The 17947-nt window shown below is 55.4% G+C and carries 12 protein-coding genes; 11 read left to right on the forward strand and 1 reads right to left on the reverse strand.

The features are described 5' to 3' along the window. Positions 1–73: 73 nt before the first annotated feature. Positions 74–1546 carry a sigma 54-interacting transcriptional regulator gene (locus RBB31_RS05995; protein ID WP_306128357.1) on the reverse strand — a complete coding sequence of 491 codons (1473 nt, stop codon included), beginning with the start codon at positions 1544–1546 and terminating at the stop codon, positions 74–76. A gap of 252 nt (positions 1547–1798) precedes the next feature. Here RBB31_RS05995 and RBB31_RS06000 point away from each other — a divergent pair, with 252 nt between their 5' ends. The 11 genes from RBB31_RS06000 (at position 1799) to RBB31_RS06045 (ending at position 17937) form a co-directional block, all read left to right on the forward strand. Beyond that, positions 1799–2077, forward strand: coding sequence for a hypothetical protein (locus RBB31_RS06000; RefSeq protein ID WP_306128358.1), 279 nt, complete (start codon positions 1799–1801; stop codon positions 2075–2077). Positions 2078–2109: 32 nt separating this feature from the next. Further along, positions 2110–2466 (forward strand): hypothetical protein, encoded by a 357-nt coding sequence (locus RBB31_RS06005; protein ID WP_306128359.1) that lies wholly within the window; start codon positions 2110–2112, stop codon positions 2464–2466. Further along, positions 2459–2725, forward strand: coding sequence for a hypothetical protein (locus tag RBB31_RS06010; RefSeq protein WP_306128360.1), 267 nt, complete (start codon positions 2459–2461; stop codon positions 2723–2725). The genes RBB31_RS06005 and RBB31_RS06010 overlap by 8 nt, the downstream gene beginning before the upstream one ends. A gap of 38 nt (positions 2726–2763) precedes the next feature. Beyond that, on the forward strand, positions 2764–2931 hold the full coding sequence (locus tag RBB31_RS20565) for an HNH endonuclease (protein ID WP_371931296.1): 168 nt from the start codon (positions 2764–2766) through the stop codon (positions 2929–2931). After that, a complete protein-coding gene (locus RBB31_RS06015) occupies positions 2918–4582 on the forward strand; it encodes a DEAD/DEAH box helicase (protein WP_306128361.1) in 1665 nt (554 codons plus the stop codon). The genes RBB31_RS20565 and RBB31_RS06015 overlap by 14 nt, the downstream gene beginning before the upstream one ends. Positions 4583–4616: 34 nt before the next feature. Further along, positions 4617–5546, forward strand: coding sequence for a 3'-5' exonuclease (locus RBB31_RS06020; RefSeq protein WP_306128362.1), 930 nt, complete (start codon positions 4617–4619; stop codon positions 5544–5546). Then, positions 5543–8998 carry a TM0106 family RecB-like putative nuclease gene (locus RBB31_RS06025; RefSeq protein WP_306128363.1) on the forward strand — a complete coding sequence of 1152 codons (3456 nt, stop codon included), beginning with the start codon at positions 5543–5545 and terminating at the stop codon, positions 8996–8998. The genes RBB31_RS06020 and RBB31_RS06025 overlap by 4 nt, the downstream gene beginning before the upstream one ends. Continuing rightward, the gene (locus RBB31_RS06030) at positions 8995–9513 is read left to right on the forward strand and encodes a hypothetical protein (RefSeq protein WP_306128364.1); all 519 of its coding nucleotides are present in this window, start codon (positions 8995–8997) and stop codon (positions 9511–9513) included. Before RBB31_RS06025 ends, RBB31_RS06030 begins: the two co-directional genes overlap by 4 nt. A gap of 40 nt (positions 9514–9553) precedes the next feature. Beyond that, the gene (locus RBB31_RS06035) at positions 9554–10705 is read left to right on the forward strand and encodes a hypothetical protein (protein ID WP_306128365.1); all 1152 of its coding nucleotides are present in this window, start codon (positions 9554–9556) and stop codon (positions 10703–10705) included. Positions 10706–11204: 499 nt separating this feature from the next. Continuing rightward, positions 11205–14759: a DEAD/DEAH box helicase gene (locus RBB31_RS06040; RefSeq protein WP_306128366.1), complete on the forward strand. Its 3555-nt coding sequence runs from the start codon at positions 11205–11207 to the stop codon at positions 14757–14759. A gap of 4 nt (positions 14760–14763) precedes the next feature. Further along, positions 14764–17937 carry a sacsin N-terminal ATP-binding-like domain-containing protein gene (locus RBB31_RS06045; protein ID WP_306128367.1) on the forward strand — a complete coding sequence of 1058 codons (3174 nt, stop codon included), beginning with the start codon at positions 14764–14766 and terminating at the stop codon, positions 17935–17937. Positions 17938–17947: the final 10 nt, after the last annotated feature.

The raw sequence follows: 17947 nt of genomic DNA on the forward strand, positions 1-17947 counted from the left end.
CCTCCCTTCGGCATTGAAGGAGAGCGGCAAGCGCCGCGACACACAGACAGTGTATGCCGGTATATCTGCCAACCTAGGATACGCCATATTTCGTCATCCAGTTTGTCAGCGTCTGATAGCTCGGCAATCCAATCAGTTTCGCGGCGTTTGTCTTGTTGCCCTCCGCATGCGCGATCGCGCGAGTGATATAGTGCCGCGCAACTTCCGCCATGATCTCCTGCAAGTTCACGCCTTCGTCGAGCGACTTATCAAGAATGCCGTTCTGGGTCCCGGCCGGCGCCGGCGCAGTAAAGACGGCATCCCAGACATCGTCTTCTGTGATCTGGGAGCCTTCGCTCCAGATCGCCGCGCGGCGTAGCGAGTTTTCGAGTTCGCGGAGGTTTCCGGGCCAGGTGCGCTGAAGAAGCACATTCTTCGCGCCTGGCGAAAGCGTTTTCTTCTCAAAGCCGGGTTCGTCAGCGCTCTGCTCATTGATGCGTTCGAGCAGCATTTCGATGAGCGGGCCGAGATCTCCTTTTCGCTCTCGGAGGGGAGGTATCTTGAGGACAAGCACAGCCAGCCCGAAAAAGAGCTCCTCGCGGAAGTCGCCGGCGGCCACAGCGTCGATCAGTTGCTTGCGTGTTGCAGCAATGATCCGCACATCTGCTCTTCCAACTTGTGAAGCTGCAGCCTCATCACCTGTCATCTCATCAAGGAGAACCTGAAGTCGGACCTGCGCTTGCGCCGGCAAGAGCTCGACTTCATCGAGATAGAGGGTGCCGCCGGAGGCTTCCGCAAGCGCGCCGGCGCCATTGTCTGATCCAAATATCTCTGCGTCGATCTGGTCCGGCTTGAGGGCGCCGCAGTTCAGCGAGACGAAAGGCTCGGTGCGCCTTGGGCCGAATTCGTGGATAGCTCGCGCCAGAACTTCCTTCTCAGTGCCGGCCTCCCCCTCGATCAGAATGGGCACATTACGCACGGCAGCCTTCTTCGCCTTGCTCGCCATGCGGTTCATGGCCGGACTTCTGAAGATGAGATCGCCGAAGGTCTTGGTGTCCAGACCGCCGCTCAGCTTTGCCAGCCTCGCATCCGCAGACTCGATGATTTTTGGAAGGAGCTCAGCAGAGACGTCGAACGGAACTTCAATCGTCTGGACGCCGCCCTCCTTTGACGATTGCAGAAACTTTGCAGGAAAGCGCGTTGCGCCCAGGATGGCCCAGACAAGCGCCATCGCCCAGGTGCCTGGGCTCAGATGAAAGGTGAGTTCAGGAATGTCTGGGGCGACGGCCTGCCGGCTGCGCTCAACGACATCTACCGCAATCTCGTGAATTGCGTTGAGATCGGTCGGGTCAATCAGCTGGACGTGTTCGACGACAATTTCTGTCGTCGTCCGCTGGCTCAGCCAATCTTTGTAAGTCGCAACCCTCTTGCCGTCCTGGTTCGCGATCAGAACCAGGCGGTCAAAGCGCCGCTCTTCTACTGCACTGCAGATCGGGCCCGTCTGCCCCTCAGGGCGGGTCGGGGCGTCGAGGTCTTGCGTGCCTGTCCATGCCATAAGAATCTTCATGCTTGCAACAATAGAAGGAATCTTACGTTCGCGCAAGGGCTCTTATGCATTTTTTCCCGGAGCCCTGCGGCACCGTTAAATCGATCCAAGTGTCTGATGTATTGCAAGTAATTCTAATTCATCCGTCTGGCTCAGTCCTTCGACATAAAAAAATTTGTGCGAAATCACAAAAAATATCTTGCAACGAGAGGTAAGATTTCTTATCTCAGGGTCCGCAGCGGCAAGGGCCGCAAATTTTGGGGATGTCGCAAGATGGCACAGCGAGAGAAAGACGCACTGGAGGAGGTCACCGCCAAAGTGAGTGCGCTCACCAAGGCGCTTCTCGACGAGGGCAAGGATCCTTCGATGGTCGCCTTTGCGTTGACCTCGGTGGCGGCCGACATGGGGCTGCAGGTTTGTGGCGACCCGATGCGGGTCTTTCCGGTGCTGCTCGGAGCGATCTCTCAGCAAGCGCACATGCGCGTAGAGGATCGCGCTGAGCAAGACGCCGAAGAGCCGGCGTGTGTCCCGCTTGGTGCGACTGTTCACTGAGTGGTGTGGATCGAAGAGAAGGGAGAAGCGAGATGAAGGCCAGGCAAAAGCTCCGAGGTGTGTCCCTTCTTTCGGCGGTCTTTGGTGAGCTGTCGCAGCAGCTGCCGGACGGCATTGTCTCGACCGAGGAGTTGCTCGGTGCGGCTCAGAAGCTGATCGAGTTGTCTAAAAGGGAGTACGTCACCGACGACCATCCCGAAGAGCGGCGGCATCAGGGATACTATTCCTATGATCTCTGCACCGCATTCGACAAATTTCAGGGGCGTATCCTGGAAACGGAAATGGGATTGCAAAGCGATCCGCTTGCGGGCCGTGGTCGGCGAAATGGTTTGAAAGAGCTGCTGGGTGGCAGCCGCGAAGATATGGTTCTGGAGAAAGTCTATGGCTGAGTACAAAGCAGCATCCGCCTTGCGAGAGTACATGCTCGAGGGGCATCCGGTCACACTTTTGGAGGCGATCCTGCTCTTCGGAGTTCAGGGGCCGAACGCAGAGTTTGGTCGGATCAAGAAAGACGGGTTCATGATAGAATCCCGGCCCGTCCCAATGGCGAAGGTCATTCGCCGGATCAATGAATACACGGTCTGCAAGGTCCCTGAGGGTCTTCCTTACAAGGAGATTCAGCTGACCGAGTACTGGATCAAGAAATGAGACGAGCGTTCACACCTCGGCAAAGGCGCATCCTGCGGATGCTCGCCGGCAACCTCTGCCAGATATGCGGGGCGGTGCTGGATGCGGGCTTCCATGCAGATCACGTGCGCGCCCACTCGAGGGGTGGACCAACGATATTGGCAAACGGGCAGGCGCTTTGCGCCACCTGCAATTTGAAGAAAGGCCCAAGCAATGACGACGATTAATCTCAGACCGTGGCAGGCTGCCTGCGCCAACAAAGCAATGGACTGGCTGCAGGCCGGCGAAGATCGGCATTTTCTGATCAACGCGGCGCCGGGCGCGGGCAAGACCATCTGCGCCTCGGTCATCGCACAGCGTTTGCTCGATGCGGATCTGATCGATCGGGTCATCGTGATCGCTCCGCGAAAAGCGGTCGTCAAACAGTGGGCGGCGGAATTCAAGCTCGTGACTGGGCGCCCAATGCTTCAGATCACCGGCGCCGATGAAGAGCCCGAAGAATATGGCGTTGATCTGTGCGCGACCTGGTCGGCGATCCAGAGCTCGCTGGATGGACTTCAGGCAGTTTGCCGGAAGGACCGCACACTTGTGATCTGCGATGAGCATCACCATGCCGCTGTGGCAGCCGCTTGGGGCGATGGGGCAAACGGAGCTTTTGCAGATGCAGAGTTTGCGCTGATCCTGACCGGGACCCCGATCCGGTCCGATGGTAAGGAGTCCGTCTGGCTGGCCTATGATGACCAGGGTCTGATCGACCACCCTGAAGGCGGGTCCTACACACTCACCTACGGTGAGGCTGTCGACCTCGAATATTGCCGGCCCATTACCTTCCATCGGCACGAAGGCAAGTTTTCGGTAACGCTGGATGACGGCGAGAACATTTCCGTGTCCGGGACAGAGGACACCGCCTTCTCGCCGGCGCTGAAGCGGATCCGGGGGCTTCAGCAGGCGTTGGACTATTACAAACTCGCCTGCACCCCCAAATATTTGGCTTCGGGCTCGGCAGATCCTGACTCGTATCAGGCCAACATGCTGCAGTGGTGCATCGACAAGCTGAACGACCTTCGGCTTCGCATGCCCGAGGCCGGCGGCCTCGTGATTGCGCCCAATATTCCGGTTGCGGAGTACATGGCGGAGCTGCTCGAGCTCCTTGATGGCGAGAAACCCGTGGTCGTCCATAACCAGGTCGCCAACCCTGAAGGCAAGATCACGGCGTTTCGAAACAGCAAGAAGCGCTGGATCGTGTCTGTGGCCATGATTTCGGAGGGCGTGGATATCCAGCGCCTGCGTGTTCTGGCTTATCTGCCGAACGCGCAGACGGAGCTATCTTTCCGGCAGGCCATGGGCCGGGTCGTGCGGAATTTTGGGCCCCAGGATGAATCCCGCGCCTATGTCGTGATGCCCACGCACCGGATTTTTGAGGAGTATGCGCGCCGGGTCGAGGCGGAGATGTCTCCCGCAAAACTGCGCCCGTCGGATGCGCCCGACACCAAAGTCTGTCCCGACTGCGGCGCGGAGTGCCCGAGGGACGCGACGGCCTGCCACGTCTGTGATGCGGAGTTTCCTGTCCGCCAACCGCGGATGAAGACCTGCGACGCGTGCGGGGCTCTCAACCCCCTGAGCGCCAAGGACTGCCAGTCTTGCGGCACGGCGTTCGCCCATGCCTTCGAGATCTCGCTGAATGAGGCCCTGCGTGTTGGGGCCATCATCCGGGGCATGGATCTCGATGAAGAGGAAGTCCAGGAGGGGGAAGCCATCCGAGATGTCTTCCGGAAAGGGGTTCTGAGCAGCGGGGATGACCAGTTGATCAAGATCCTCAAGCTCCTGCCCGAGGAGAGCTACGGGCGCCTCGCACGCATGTTCGCGGAGAACAAGTGATGCGGATTGCGTCTGATAGGAAAAAGGTGGCGCGATGAACGATCACAGTCTCTTTGCGATCGGTGCAGAGCACGTCATTCAGAGCGGGGCGCAAGCTCATGCGGATGATTGGCGGCTCCTTCGCCGGCTGTCTCTGTCACGTCGCCTGAACAATCCACGCGGCGGCCCGGTGAAGCATGCCCTCGTTCTGGATGTCGAGACCACCGGCCTTTCGCTCGAGGGCGACGAGGTCATCCAACTCGCTATGCTTCCATGCACCTACGAGCTCGACACTCGCCGGGTCCTAGAGATCGCCCACGACTTGGCTTTCGATGGACTTCGTGAGCCTGGTGTTCCGATCTCGGACGAAGCCAGTCTGGTCACCGGTCTGACCGCTGAAGCGGTCGCGGGACGGACGATCGATGCGTCAGCGGTTGAGGCACTGGTTGCTGATGCCGATCTGATCATTGCGCATAATGCCAGCTTCGATCGGGTCATAGTCGAGAAGCACTGGCCGTTCTTTGCCGAGAAACCCTGGGGTTGCACGCTTACGAGCGTCGACTGGCTGCGCGAAGGGTTCACTGCCGGCAAACTGGATTACCTCGGCATCCAGTTCGGTTGGTTCTACGACGGTCACCGGGCGCTCGCAGATTGCGAGGCCTGCCTCGCATTGCTTTCGCAAGAGTTGCCTCAGTCGGGCCAGCGCATCATGTCTGCCGTCCGCGATGCGGCTCTGCAGTACGAATACCTCATCCGGGCGGTCGATGCCCCTTACGACGAACGCCTGAAGCTGAAGGAGCGCGGGTACCGCTGGCGGCCGGCAGAACTTCCACTCGGCAAGATTTGGTGGACGATCACTTCTGATCCTGCGGCGGAGATCGACTGGCTCCGGGCCGAAATCTACGGCCGGGAAGCCAATGTCCCGACGCACAAGGTCACAGCCCTGAACCGCTTCTCGGAGCGTCTCTGGGAGGCACAGCCATGAAAAAGCATGTCGAGCAGATCACCCTGAGCGCATCTGACCTCGTCGGCCATCTGAACTGCGCCCATCTGACGGAGCTGGATCTTCAGGTCGTCGAAGGAGCGATTGCGAAACCAAAGCACTGGGACCCGCTTCTCGAGGTTTTGCGCGAGCGGGGTGACCAACACGAAAAGGCCTTCATCGAGTACCTTGAGGCTCAGGGCCTGACATCTGTCCGGATCGACGGGGTCGACATTACGCCAGCGGCCGTCGACGAGACCCGAGCTGCGATGATGTCCGGCGCTCAGATCATCGTCCAGGCGGCGCTTGCACATGACAGGTGGGCCGGGCGGGCCGACATCCTGCGGCGGGTCGAGAAACCCAGCACTCTCGGGCCCTGGTCCTACGAGATCATCGATACGAAACTTGCCCGTGAGACCAAAGCTGGCTCGGTGCTTCAGCTTTGTCTCTACGCTGACCTGTTGGAACAGGTGCAGGGGATCGCGCCCGAGTATGTCTACGTCGTGGTGCCCTGGTCCGACTTCGAACCGCAAGAGTTTCGATATGCGGACTACGCCGCGTATTTCCGGAAGGCCAAGACTGCCGCGGAAGCGGCGACTTCCGACGGAGCGCCGGGCGGTCAGTATCCTGAGCCGAAGGAGCACTGCGACATCTGCAGGTGGCGGACCCAGTGCGACGCACGGCGCCGCGCAGATGACCATCTCTGTCTGGTCGCCGGGATCAGCAAGAACCAGACGTCAGAGCTTCAGGATAATGGAATCACGACCGCGGCAGCGCTCGCGGCAATGCCGACGCCCATGCCCTGGAAGCCGAAGAAGGGGTCACCGCTCTCCTACGAGAGGGCACGCGAGCAGGCCCGCATTCAGATGGAGTCTCGCGAAGCCGGGAAAGTCCGGTACGAGCTCCTGCCAATCGTCGAAGATATCGGCCTGTGCCTGCTGCCTGAACCGTCCGAAGGAGACATCTTCTTCGACATCGAAAGCGATGCGTTCGTTGGTGAGCACGGCCTCGAGTATCTCTTCGGCTATATCTATCGCGATGAAAGTGGCGCCTGGACCTATACGGCAGACTGGGCGTTTGACCGGGAAGGCGAGAAGGCGATCTTCGAGCGCTTCGTAGACTTCGTGAATGCGCGCAGAGAACAGCATCCGGACCTGCACGTTTACCACTACGCGCCTTACGAGCCAGGGGCGCTGAAACGGCTGATGGGCCGATACGCGACCCGCGAAGGTGAAATCGACGATTTCCTGCGCAGCAATCTTCTGGTCGATCTTTACAGTGTCGTGCGCAATGGGATGCGCGCTGGGGTCGAAAGCTACTCGATCAAGAAGTTGGAGCCGATCTATGGCTTTGAGCGGGACACCAGTCTGCCAGATGCCAATGTCGCGCTTGCGCGTCTGCAAGCCGGACTCGAACTGGGCGATATCGATGCCATCGACGGCGAGGTGCGCGCGACCGTACAGTCCTACAACTACGAGGATTGCACCTCGACCATTGCGCTGCGCGACTGGCTTGAAGATCGCCGCGAGGAGCTTGTCGATGCCGGCACGGATGTTCCGCGTCCCTTGCCAACTGACCAGGAACCAAGCGAAGCGCTGACAGAACGTCAGGAAGCAGCGCATGCCCTGATCGAGCGCCTCACGGCTGACGTGCCCGTAGATATCGCTGAACGAAGCGACGAACAGCACGCCCGCTGGATCCTCGCGAATATTCTCGACTGGCATCGTCGTGAGGACAAGGCAGCCTGGTGGGAATACTTTCGTCTCTCCGCGCTGACTCCAGAAGAACTCTTCGATGAGCACGCCGCGCTGTCGCAGCTGACGTTTGTCGGGGACGTCTCGCCTCCAGGCGCACGGACGCCGGTTCACCGGTATGCTTTTCCACAGCAGGACACGGATCTTCGTGGTGACGAAGCATTGCGGATGAATGGCGGCGACAAAATCGGCAGCGTGATCGCGGTTTCTGCGGATGACCGGACAGTCGACATCAAGAAGATGGGGAAGACGGCCGACATACATCCCGAGGGCGTCTTCGCGCATCAGATGTTCAATACGAAGGAACAGGCCGACAGCCTGATACGGCTTGGGGAGTATGTCGCTGATCATGGCATCGAAGGAGATGGGCCATATCAGAGCGCCCGGGCACTCTTGCTGCGTCTCAAACCGCAACTTGGCGATGGACCGATCCGGCAGCCGGGCGAAACGACCCTGGACGCTGCGCTTCGCGTCGCTCGCGAGCTTGGTGAAGGCGTCTTCCCGATCCAGGGGCCTCCGGGAACGGGAAAGTCGTACACGGGCGCCCGCATGATCTGCGAACTCGTCAAGCGTGGAAAGAAGGTCGGGATCACGGCCAACAGTCACAAGGTGATCCGCAACCTGCTCGACAAGGTCGTCGAAGCCGTCCCGGAGATGAAAGTCGATCTCTGCTGCGTTCAGAAACCGAAGTCCGGCGAGATGGAACCTGATCAGGGCCGGTTGAAGTTCGTGTCAGACAATTCGGGGGTTTATGCCACGCTGGGCTCAGGATCGGCGCAGGTCGCAGGCGCGACGCACTTCCTTTGGTCACGCGCTGACGCACATGAAGTGCTCGATGTGCTTGTAATCGACGAAGCCGCGCAGATGTCATTGGCCAATGTCTTGGCAGTTGCTCAGAGCGCGAAGGCTCTGATCCTGCTGGGAGATCCACAGCAGCTGGACCAGCCCATGCAGGGTACGCATCCCGACGGCACAGGCGTCTCCGCGCTCGAGCATGTCCTCGCCGGGTCACATACGATTGCCGAAGACAAGGGCCTTTTCCTGGAAGAAACCTGGCGCCTGCATCCCGATATCTGCCAGTTCAATTCTGAGCTTTTCTATGATGACAAGCTGCACTCTGTAGATGGATGCGAGCTGCAGGAAATCCGCGGTCGCGGGTCCCTTACCGGAACGGGTCTGAGGTTTCTCCCAGTTGAGCATTCAGGCAATCAAAGCTCCTCGATTGAGGAGGCTGATGCCGTTGCCGGACTTGTTGAAGCGGTCTTGTCCGGTCAGCCGACATGGATTGATCGCGAGGGCCAGGAGAGGCCTCTAACGCTCGAGGACATCCTGATCATCGCTCCCTACAACGCGCAGGTATTTGAGATTCAGCAACGTCTTCCAGGCGCGCGCGTCGGGACTGTCGACAAGTTCCAAGGCCAGGAGGCACCCATAGCGATCTACTCGATGGCAACATCGAGCCATGCTGACGCACCGCGGGGCATGGAGTTCCTATACAGTGCAAACCGCTTCAACGTTGCAATCTCGCGGGCGAAGTGTGTTGCGGTCTTGGTCGCGTCGCCAAGAGCCTTCGAGGCGGAATGTCGGACCCCGCGGCAGATGCAGTTGGCGAATGCGTTCTGCAGGTACCTTGAGCGCGCAAGTGAAATTACCTTTTCCTTGGCGGACGAACCTGACGTCAAACAGGAGGTCATACAATGACTACACCAATCACTCCGATTTGGCGGCACTGGAGCCTCAAGGACCATCACAAGAAGCACTGTGTAGATTCGCCGACATGCTTCCAAGAGGTCTTGGGCTTTACGGTACTAGTGTCTCAGCAGGACTATGAGAAAGCCTCCGATGAGGCTTTTAAGAAAGCCTATATTCGATATGACGCGCAGGAGGCCAATCGTCAGGACGGTGGATTTTATCCGGCCAGGCATTACCGCTTGGACGGGCGAAGCCTCAAGACTATCGCCGATCTTGAGTCTGCGAGTCCAAGATATTTTCGGTCGTGTTTCCACGTTCACTATGGAAAGCCGCATTCATCAGCTGATCTGCAGAAGTCCGAATTGGATCAGGTGATGCGGTATCTCGAAAAGCTCGAAGATGATCGCGATCAGAACATGATCTCAAAGACGAAAATACAAGGCGCTGATGGCTCCGATGCACTAACGCTAAGAAACAAAATGCTCCTGGCATCAGAAATCAATCGCCTGAACAAGAAGATGTAGGCTCGCAATGCTACCACCGTCAAAAAAATATCGCGCATGCTTGGATGAGCTGAAGCTATGGACGCCGGTAGCGTTTGAGGCCTTATTGTCAATCGACTCCAGCTCAGACCCGGCCGAAATACTCGAACAACCCGCTCTCGATGCGGGTGAAGGTGGTGGGGCCAAAGAGCGGGTTCCCGGCCTTTCCAGAGGTTACGCACTTCGCAGGTACTTCTTGGCTTCTGGGCAAATGAAGAACCTGATTGAAGTGCTGTCAGCTTTGTACCCAGAGAGGCGGGACCAGTTTGGCAGCGACTTGGCTCAGTATGCACTTCAAAGCGAAGTTCAAAAACTGGGCGAGCTTGGGCAGCAAATGCTAGCCGCCTTGGCTGTTCAATCGTTGCCAGGCCTTTCGACAGTTTCAGAAGCATCATCGAACGTCGATAGCTTGGCCGATATGCTTTGTGAAACTCGGAGGTACTTGGACTTTCTCAAGGGAACTGAGGACGCCTCAGTCGTGCCATTGAGCATTGAGGTGCTTTCAGGTTCACCTTGGGAAAACATCCTGCGTCGACAATTGGAAACGCTCGATCGCTCGCAAAGATTAGAACTGGCTGACAGAATGCGGGCGTATCTTACAAACAACTATGTGCTGCACTCCATGCCAGTCACCAATGAGCGAACCCGAAATTTTCATGAAACTCTGCTCTCAACAACGAGAATCCCAGGAGATGAAATGTACAAGATCGACGTAGACGGGTTTCTGGATCAGATGGCGGGGTCGGATGTGACCGACAACGATATTTCTGAATTAAGGCGCATTCTAGAGAACCTTGAGCGTATTTTGACTGATGTGCCATTTGGCGATCTCTCGGACGTGATAGGTGACTGGGGCGGCATGCCTCCATTCGACAATATCAATGTTATACCTTCGGCAGGCAAAAAGGGGGCATGTCACAACACGCTTCTGGCAACCGCCAGCGGCAGTGGTGCAAGCAGAGAGGGCTATCTAAGCATCATGCGCCAAGTACGGCGGCACTTGATCGACTGTTTCGGCAAGACACGGGTTGTGGTTCTCCTGACTGATACATGGGATCCTGCCAAGTTTCGTGAGAGTCGGGCTGATATTGAGGCACATCGTCGGCGTGGTGTTGTTTTTGTCACAGGAGTTGTCAGTGGACGCACTATCAGTCCGACACCGTTGCCGTTCTGAACCAACAAACGCTTCACAATCAGAGGTGTGGTATGTTCCGCGGAGGCGTCCCGTTGTGTCTTGTGTCTCGGGCCGCGTCTACATTGCCGATCGAGGTAGATGGCAGGGGCGGATATGGTGAGATCGATCTCCAGCGGCCTACCACGCTTGAAGGGCGCCCATTTAGCTTTGACAACATTCTGAGACATCGCGACCGTGGCATAAGAACCTACGAGTTGCTATGTATCGGGCGAGCTTGAAGTGAGGAGGGCCGAAACCGCTCGAAACATCCTTTCGAGGCCAGGATCAGTTTCAATGCTCCAGGATTAAGAACTACTTCGATACGACAAACTACGTCCATAAGCGGGCGAATTCAGAGAAAGTCTTGGGGAAACATGCAAAACGGGTCGGAATTTGATTTCTCGGTCAATTCAAGATTTAAGTTCTGCTGTCCAAAAATACTTAGCTGTAATTCAGAAATTTCTATGTTTTTCATGCTTTTTAGAGGGTGATATTTAGAATGCATGACGAACTTAGAATGGCGGCGTCTGATCTTGCAAAATTTCTGCAAGCTAATTTGCCAAATCTATCTGACAAGTGGTGGGAAGATAATGTTGTCGACCGATTAAGCTTCCATCAGCAAAGGATCGTTGATGAGAAAAGAATCTCTTCATTGCGCGAACTCGATCTTGCCGCATTACTACGTGTTCTTGATCAAAACTGGTATGACATTTCAAACAGTCTCGCCTTCCCTCGAGAAGCAAGGAACTGGGTAAAAGAACTTCAGACGGTCAGAAACAAGTGGGCGCATATGGCCGCCGAAGGAACACCAGCGAGCGAAGTTTATCGTGACGCCGATACTCTGGAACGTCTTCTTGGCCTGATTAGCGCGGACCGATCTTCGATCGAGGCCGTGCGAATAGCGAAAGAAACCGCTCTCGCCGAGATGGCCGCGCGGAAGAACGCGGTTTCTGCCGGCGTGGTGGCATCTCCAACCAATAGTCCTGATGCCTCGGTTCCGGCACCTAGCCACTTGTTCAAGTCAGGCGATGTTGTCGCCCTACGTTCCGACAAGAGCGTTCATCTCCCTGTGCTTGAGGTCATCACCGGTGGTCCAGAGGTCCGGTACTCCGTGTTTCAGGACGGGACGAAGGCAACCTATTATGAGAGCCAGCTGCAGGCGGTCGCCATTGGGGGCTCGGAACGATCGCCAGTTTCCATAAATGAGTTGCAGGCGCGTCTAACGGCATTGCATCTGCTTTCACCGTCGACTTCCAACCTATTCTCGCTTCGCTCTGGCCGCGTCAACTTTGTTCCCTATCAGTACCGGCCGGTGTTGAAGCTCATTCGATCTGACCGGCCCAGGCTGCTTGTCGCCGACGAGGTCGGTGTTGGTAAGACGATCGAAGCCGGTCTGGTGCTGAAAGAACTACGCGCTCGGATGGACATCTCTTCCGTGCTTGTCATTTGCCCGAAGGCGCTGGTCGCTGAACGGAAATGGCAGGCGGAGATGAAACGGTTTGATGAGACGTTTACACATCTCGACGGACCTCTCCTTCGCCAATGTCTGCGCGAGACTGACTTGGATGGCGAGTGGCCCGAGCAATACGAGAAAGCTATCCTGCCATTCTCGATGTTCGACTCTAATCTTGTCTTCGGACCGGGCGAGATGAAGAAGCGCAAGAATCGAGGCTTGCTGGCACTTGATCCCGCACCCTCATTCGATCTCGTCATTGTTGATGAAGCGCACCACATCCGCAACTCGGAGACTTTCCTTCACCAAGGTGTAAGGTACTTCTGCGATAACGCGCGCGCCGTACTTCTGATGACAGCTACACCTGTCCAACTTGGCAGCAATGACCTGTTCACGTTGCTGAATGTTCTTCGTCCCGACCTCATAATCGACCACGCCAGCTTCGAGCAGATGGCGGAACCGAACCGTTATATCAATGAAGCAGTCAGGCTATGCCGTGAAAAGGGACCGGACTGGCAAGAGGAGGCCGCAGACCAACTACAGAAAGCAACCCAAACAGAGTGGGGACGCCTTTTCCTGCGTGAAGGTCCGTCCTTCCAGGAAGCTTTTGATAAGCTTCGTGAAGCAGAGCTTCCCGATGCTGATCGCGTGGTCCTGACGCGGACACTGGAAGAACTGTACACGTTTAGCTCTGTCATAAACCGGACGCGTCGTCGCGACATAGGAGAGTTTACTACCCGGAAACCGCAGACCCTGACGGTGGAATTCACTGACGACCAGAGAGAGCTCCACGACAATTTGTTAAGCGTGATCGCACGCATCCTCGCGCGCTGTCATGGTCAGCAAAACGTCAAGTTCATGATGACCACGATCCGAAGACAGGCCGCCAGTTGCCTGTATGGTCTCGCGCCGTTGCTCTCGGACATCCTAAACAGGAAACTGGATCAACTTGAACTTATCGAGTCAGCCGATAGCGAAGACGAAGTAGACTTGGCCTTCGTTGAAGAAATCCGCGCCGAAATCGAAGGGTTGATTACTCGGGCCGAGAACCTTGATCCCACAGACCCGAAGATAGAAGCATTTATTAAAACCTTGAAGGACAAGTCGGAACTAAGAAATAATAAGGCGCTTGTCTTCAGCACGTTTCGGCACACGCTTTCCTACCTAGCGCGTTATACCGAAGCCGCTGGACTGCGCTATGGATTGATCCATGGCAACATACCTGATGATGAGCGAGCGTCCCTGCGCAAGCGGTTCTCATTGCCAAAGGGTGATCCCGAGGCGTTGGATGTCTTGCTTTCTTCGGAAGTCGGCTGTGAAGGTTTGGACTTCCAGTTCTGTGATTTCCTCGTGAACTACGATCTGCCATGGAATCCGATGCGCATTGAACAGCGCATCGGTCGTATAGATCGCTACGGTCAGAAAAGTGAAACCGTCAGCATTGTAAACCTTGTGACACCAGGCACAGTTGATGCCGATATCTATCAGCGGTGCCTGATGCGGATCGGTGTCTTCCAGCATGCGGTTGGTGGTAGTGAAGAGATCCTTGGCCAAATCACCCAAGAAATTCACGATATCGCTGAGAGCTTCACTCTTTCCGACGAAGAGCGCGCCAGCCGATTTCAACAACTTGCGGATAATGGCATCCGGCGAGTTCGCGAAGAGCAAGAACTCGAAGAGAAGGAGTCCGAGCTTTTTGGATTGAACTTGCCCAAAGCATCATGGCGCGAAGACATCGAAGATGCAGAGAGCGAGTGGCTTTCTGCTTCCGCTATCCAGCGTTGTGTCGCACTTTACCTCAAGGCAAGAACCGGATCGGACGCGGAACATCTTCTCGGTGAAAAGCCATTGAAGACGCTCCGACTAAGCCAGGAGGCGCGAAATGTCTTGCTTGGCGACTTCAAGACATTGAAGAGGAGCGCGGATGCGGTTTCTAGGTCGTGGGAGAAGTGGCTCAAAGGTGGTACTCCGAGCCTTGCTGTGACGTTCGACCAAGAGACGGCATCCGACGAACCAAAAGCTGTTCACCTCACTGTCCTGCATCCGCTGGTTCGACAGGCGGCGCGCTTCCTCGAAACAAATGAACCGATGCACTGTAATATACAGGTAAGTGATGGCTTGCCTCCTGGGGAGTACAGGTTTGCACTCTATCGTTGGAGCAAATACGGCATCAAGCCCGATGAAGAGCTGGTTGCTGTCGCTGATGATCCGACTGTCGAAGTTGCGCTGATGAAGTTGCTGCGCAAGGCTGTTGAACCAAGCGAGCTGCATCCAGATAATGAAGGTGGATTTGATGATCTGGACGGGCTCCACCATGCGAAGTGGGTTGCGGCACAAGCCAACCACATCGCACAAAATCAGGAGCTTGCGGAGCACCGCGTTCAAAGCCTGACAGTCAGCCATCGTGCGCGCGTTCGAACCCTAGAAGACCAGCTATCGAAGGCGACGAATGAAAAGATCCGCGTGATGAAACAGAGCGAGCTAGCCCGCGCGAATGCCGACTTTGATCGGCGCGTAGCTGAGTTGCGTGATGCCGGAAACACTGGGGACATTCGGACTGCACCGGTCCTATTTGGTACAGTAATCGTGGTCGCAGAGTAGTACCATGTCGATATCGAAGAGTGCTGCAAATTTTGAAGCTTCCGACAAGATAGACGTAATCGACGGTGTGCGTTCCGAACGTGTTGATCTCGCACGAGTGTTAAAAAAACACACGGGAATCAGGCGCATCGTTGAGGAACTGTATCCAGACAGCGCACATTTCATTTATGAGCTGCTGCAGAATGCCGAAGACACTCACGCAACCGATGCCAGCTTTGTTCTCAAACGAGACTGCCTAACATTTGAGCATAATGGTCGTCCCTTCACTGAGAATGATATTCTTGGGATCACCGACGTTGGTGAAGGCACAAAATTTGACGATGACGAAAGCATTGGGCGGTTTGGCGTTGGCTTCAAGGCTGTGTTTGCATACACAGAATCGCCACGAATTTGGTCGTCCACTTACTCTTTCCAGATCGATGAGTTGGTTTTGCCCTCTCTTTTGGGCGACCGCGAAGATCTTAATGGGAATACACTCTTCGAATTTCCGTTTAACAACGCCAAGAAGCCAGCAAAACAAGCCTATAAAGAAGTGGAGAGTGGCCTGCGAGAGCTCGCTGAGTCGACTTTGCTATTTTTAAATCATCTGCAGTCCATCTCATGGAAGATCGACGATGGTGAAGTGGGTGCGGTCCTAAGGGTTCCCCACACGGAAAATCATATCGAAGTATTGAAGGAGACCAACGGAAAAACCACAGCAAGTTCGCACTACTTACGCTTCACGAAACCGGTGAAGGGACCCGAGCAAAGGAGCCAACTCAAAGTGGCCGTCGCCTTCGCGATGGAGTTCCTTCCTGACGTCAGGTCGTTCGATCGGCATGTTTCAATACAAGAACAGCTTAGACTTGTACCGATGAAAGGTCAGGTGGCCGTCTTTTTTCCAGCAGAGAAAGAGACCTCTAACCTGCGCTTCCATCTTCACGCGCCATTTGTCCCAGAACTTAGCCGGGCCAGCATCAAGGATACTCCTGCTAATCAGCCGCTGTTTGACCAGATCGCCGAGCTTTGTGCAAATGCTCTTCATGAGTTGAAGAAGTTAGGGCTTTTGAATGTACAGTCGCTCGCGGTGTTTCCGAATTCCACGGACGAAATTCCTGAGAGATATCAGAGAATTAGGGAGCGAATCGTTGCGGAGATGAATGAAGAAGGCCTTGTTCCGTGCCATTCAGGCGGGCATAAACCCGCAAAGAGCCTGATCCAGTCAGCGGCTGCGCTAAAGGGCCTGTTGGACGAGCAGGATCTCAACTTCTGGTTTCGCGAGCAAGAGCTTGGGGAGGTTGCTTGGGTAAGATCAGCACCACAAAGAAACAGCCCGAGCGATCGATTTCTTAATGATCTTGCCGTGACATCTTGGTCGATAGAGGACTTCGCCAATGAACTGGAGGAAGCCTCGTCTGAAGTAGAGACTTACTATTGGCGGGCAGACCGGGAGCGTGAGCCGAATGGCGAGTTTATCGAGTGGATAAGCGCGAAACCGGCGGAGTGGTTTCAATCCTTCTACGCATTTTTGATTAGTAATCTTGTTGATGACTATGATGATGAATTTGATTCTGAGCGGCCGGAGCGTTGGCGGATCTTGAGGCTTTCAAGCGGCAAATTAGCTTCGCCTGCTCATTGTTTTTTTCCAAGTCAGGAAGCGCAGCGGCTTGGTGTGCCGATTGTTGACATAGCCACTTACTCTTCCGGCAAGAGTAAGCCGCAGCAGAACAAGGCGAGGAAGTTCCTTGAAGCTGTTGGAGTGTCAGATGTCGGAGAAGCGGAGGAAATCACTCATATTTTGAAGTTGCGGTACAGTGGGGAGCCAATAGAAGTTGATGACTTGACGCACACAACCGACCTCAACAGGTTTTGGGAATATTTGTCCAAGAATCCTACGGATGGCGAAAGATTCTCAGGGTTCAGGATTTTTCAAACCTCATCTGAAGATTGGATGGAGCCACGAAGAATATATATTGATAAGCCTTATCAATTAACGGGGCTCAACTCATACTATCGCAAGCTTAAAAACAAAACGAAAGTTGCGCTTTCGCCAAGATATATCGATCTTGGCAATGCAAAAATGGTCGTCAAGCTTGCCAAAAGTCTTGGTGCATCGGTGACCTTGCCAATCTCCAAAACGACTTGCACTAATAATCCCGCTACTGGGCTGGTAAATTACAGCGCCCGTTGGACTGAGTATAAGAGAGATGAGGATTGGAATATCCCATCGCTCAACCTGCTTTTAAAGAAACCTTCTACCGCTTTATCTTATGCAATTTGGCGCACAATCTCTTCTTCTGCCACGAAGTGGCACAAGGCACGTTTCCGACCAAATGCTAGTTATGGCGAACGAACCGCTCCATCCCAATTAGCCGTGCTGCTTCGCGACGTGGCTTGGGTTCCCGTTGAAAATGATAGGTTTCTAAAGCCGTCCCAGGTTTCGGCCGCCAACCTTCCTGCGGGCTTCAAGTTTGATGCTGGTTGGGAATGGCTCGCAGAAATCAGGTTTGGCGAAGAAGAGGCCGAGAACGAGGCACGCCGTGCGGCGGAAAGTGAAGAGACCATAAAGCGCAACCAGATCGCGCAACAGTATGGCTTCGAGGATTCAGAAGAAATGGACCTGGCGCGACAGCTCACGGAAGGCCTTACCAAAGAGGATCTTCGCCGCAAGGTAGAAGCGCTTAAGATCCAGCAGGCTTCATACGATTTGCCTGATCGAGAGCCACGTAACCCAGACAGGAGGCGTCAGAAGGTTAAGGAGGGAGCGAAGAACGCTGAGGCTAGAGAAAGCGAGAAGAGAATGCGCTCCGTCCCTAAGAACCTTGAGGAAGTTAAGGAGGAAGCCGGAGCGTACCTAACAAACCAGTATACGAATGACGAAGGTGTCATGTGTTGTCAGATTTGTCAGACTGCGCTCCCGTTCACCCTCGACAACGGAGCACCTTACTTTGAGAGGGTGGAGATAATCAAAGAGCTGCCGCAGCGACACCGCGAGAATTTTCTGGCGCTGTGTCCAAACCATTCAGCAATGTTCCAGTATGCGAATGGCTCTAAAGAGGCCCTGCGAGAACTCATCGCGGCGAGCGAGTCCCAATTCGTGCCTGTGAGGCTCGCGAAGACTGACTTCGAGATCTATTTCACGAAGGCACATCTATTCGATCTAAGGGCAGTTTTGGAAGCTGATAGCGAAGGCGATTAAGCCAACCCAT

The sequence above is a fragment of the Roseovarius sp. MMSF_3350 genome (assembly GCF_030733425.1).
Taxonomy (GTDB): domain Bacteria; phylum Pseudomonadota; class Alphaproteobacteria; order Rhodobacterales; family Rhodobacteraceae; genus Roseovarius.

What these genes read in the sequence shown, in the direction of transcription:
- RBB31_RS05995 (WP_306128357.1), bottom strand. Translation starts at nt 1,546, where the DNA reads ATGAAGATTCTTATGGCATGGACAGGCACGCAAGACCTCGACGCCCCG.
- RBB31_RS06000 (WP_306128358.1), top strand. Translation starts at nt 1,799, where the DNA reads ATGGCACAGCGAGAGAAAGACGCACTGGAGGAGGTCACCGCCAAAGTG.
- RBB31_RS06005 (WP_306128359.1), top strand. Translation starts at nt 2,110, where the DNA reads ATGAAGGCCAGGCAAAAGCTCCGAGGTGTGTCCCTTCTTTCGGCGGTC.
- RBB31_RS06010 (WP_306128360.1), top strand. Translation starts at nt 2,459, where the DNA reads ATGGCTGAGTACAAAGCAGCATCCGCCTTGCGAGAGTACATGCTCGAG.
- RBB31_RS20565 (WP_371931296.1), top strand. Translation starts at nt 2,764, where the DNA reads ATGCTCGCCGGCAACCTCTGCCAGATATGCGGGGCGGTGCTGGATGCG.
- RBB31_RS06015 (WP_306128361.1), top strand. Translation starts at nt 2,918, where the DNA reads ATGACGACGATTAATCTCAGACCGTGGCAGGCTGCCTGCGCCAACAAA.
- RBB31_RS06020 (WP_306128362.1), top strand. Translation starts at nt 4,617, where the DNA reads ATGAACGATCACAGTCTCTTTGCGATCGGTGCAGAGCACGTCATTCAG.
- RBB31_RS06025 (WP_306128363.1), top strand. Translation starts at nt 5,543, where the DNA reads ATGAAAAAGCATGTCGAGCAGATCACCCTGAGCGCATCTGACCTCGTC.
- RBB31_RS06030 (WP_306128364.1), top strand. Translation starts at nt 8,995, where the DNA reads ATGACTACACCAATCACTCCGATTTGGCGGCACTGGAGCCTCAAGGAC.
- RBB31_RS06040 (WP_306128366.1), top strand. Translation starts at nt 11,205, where the DNA reads ATGCATGACGAACTTAGAATGGCGGCGTCTGATCTTGCAAAATTTCTG.
- RBB31_RS06045 (WP_306128367.1), top strand. Translation starts at nt 14,764, where the DNA reads ATGTCGATATCGAAGAGTGCTGCAAATTTTGAAGCTTCCGACAAGATA.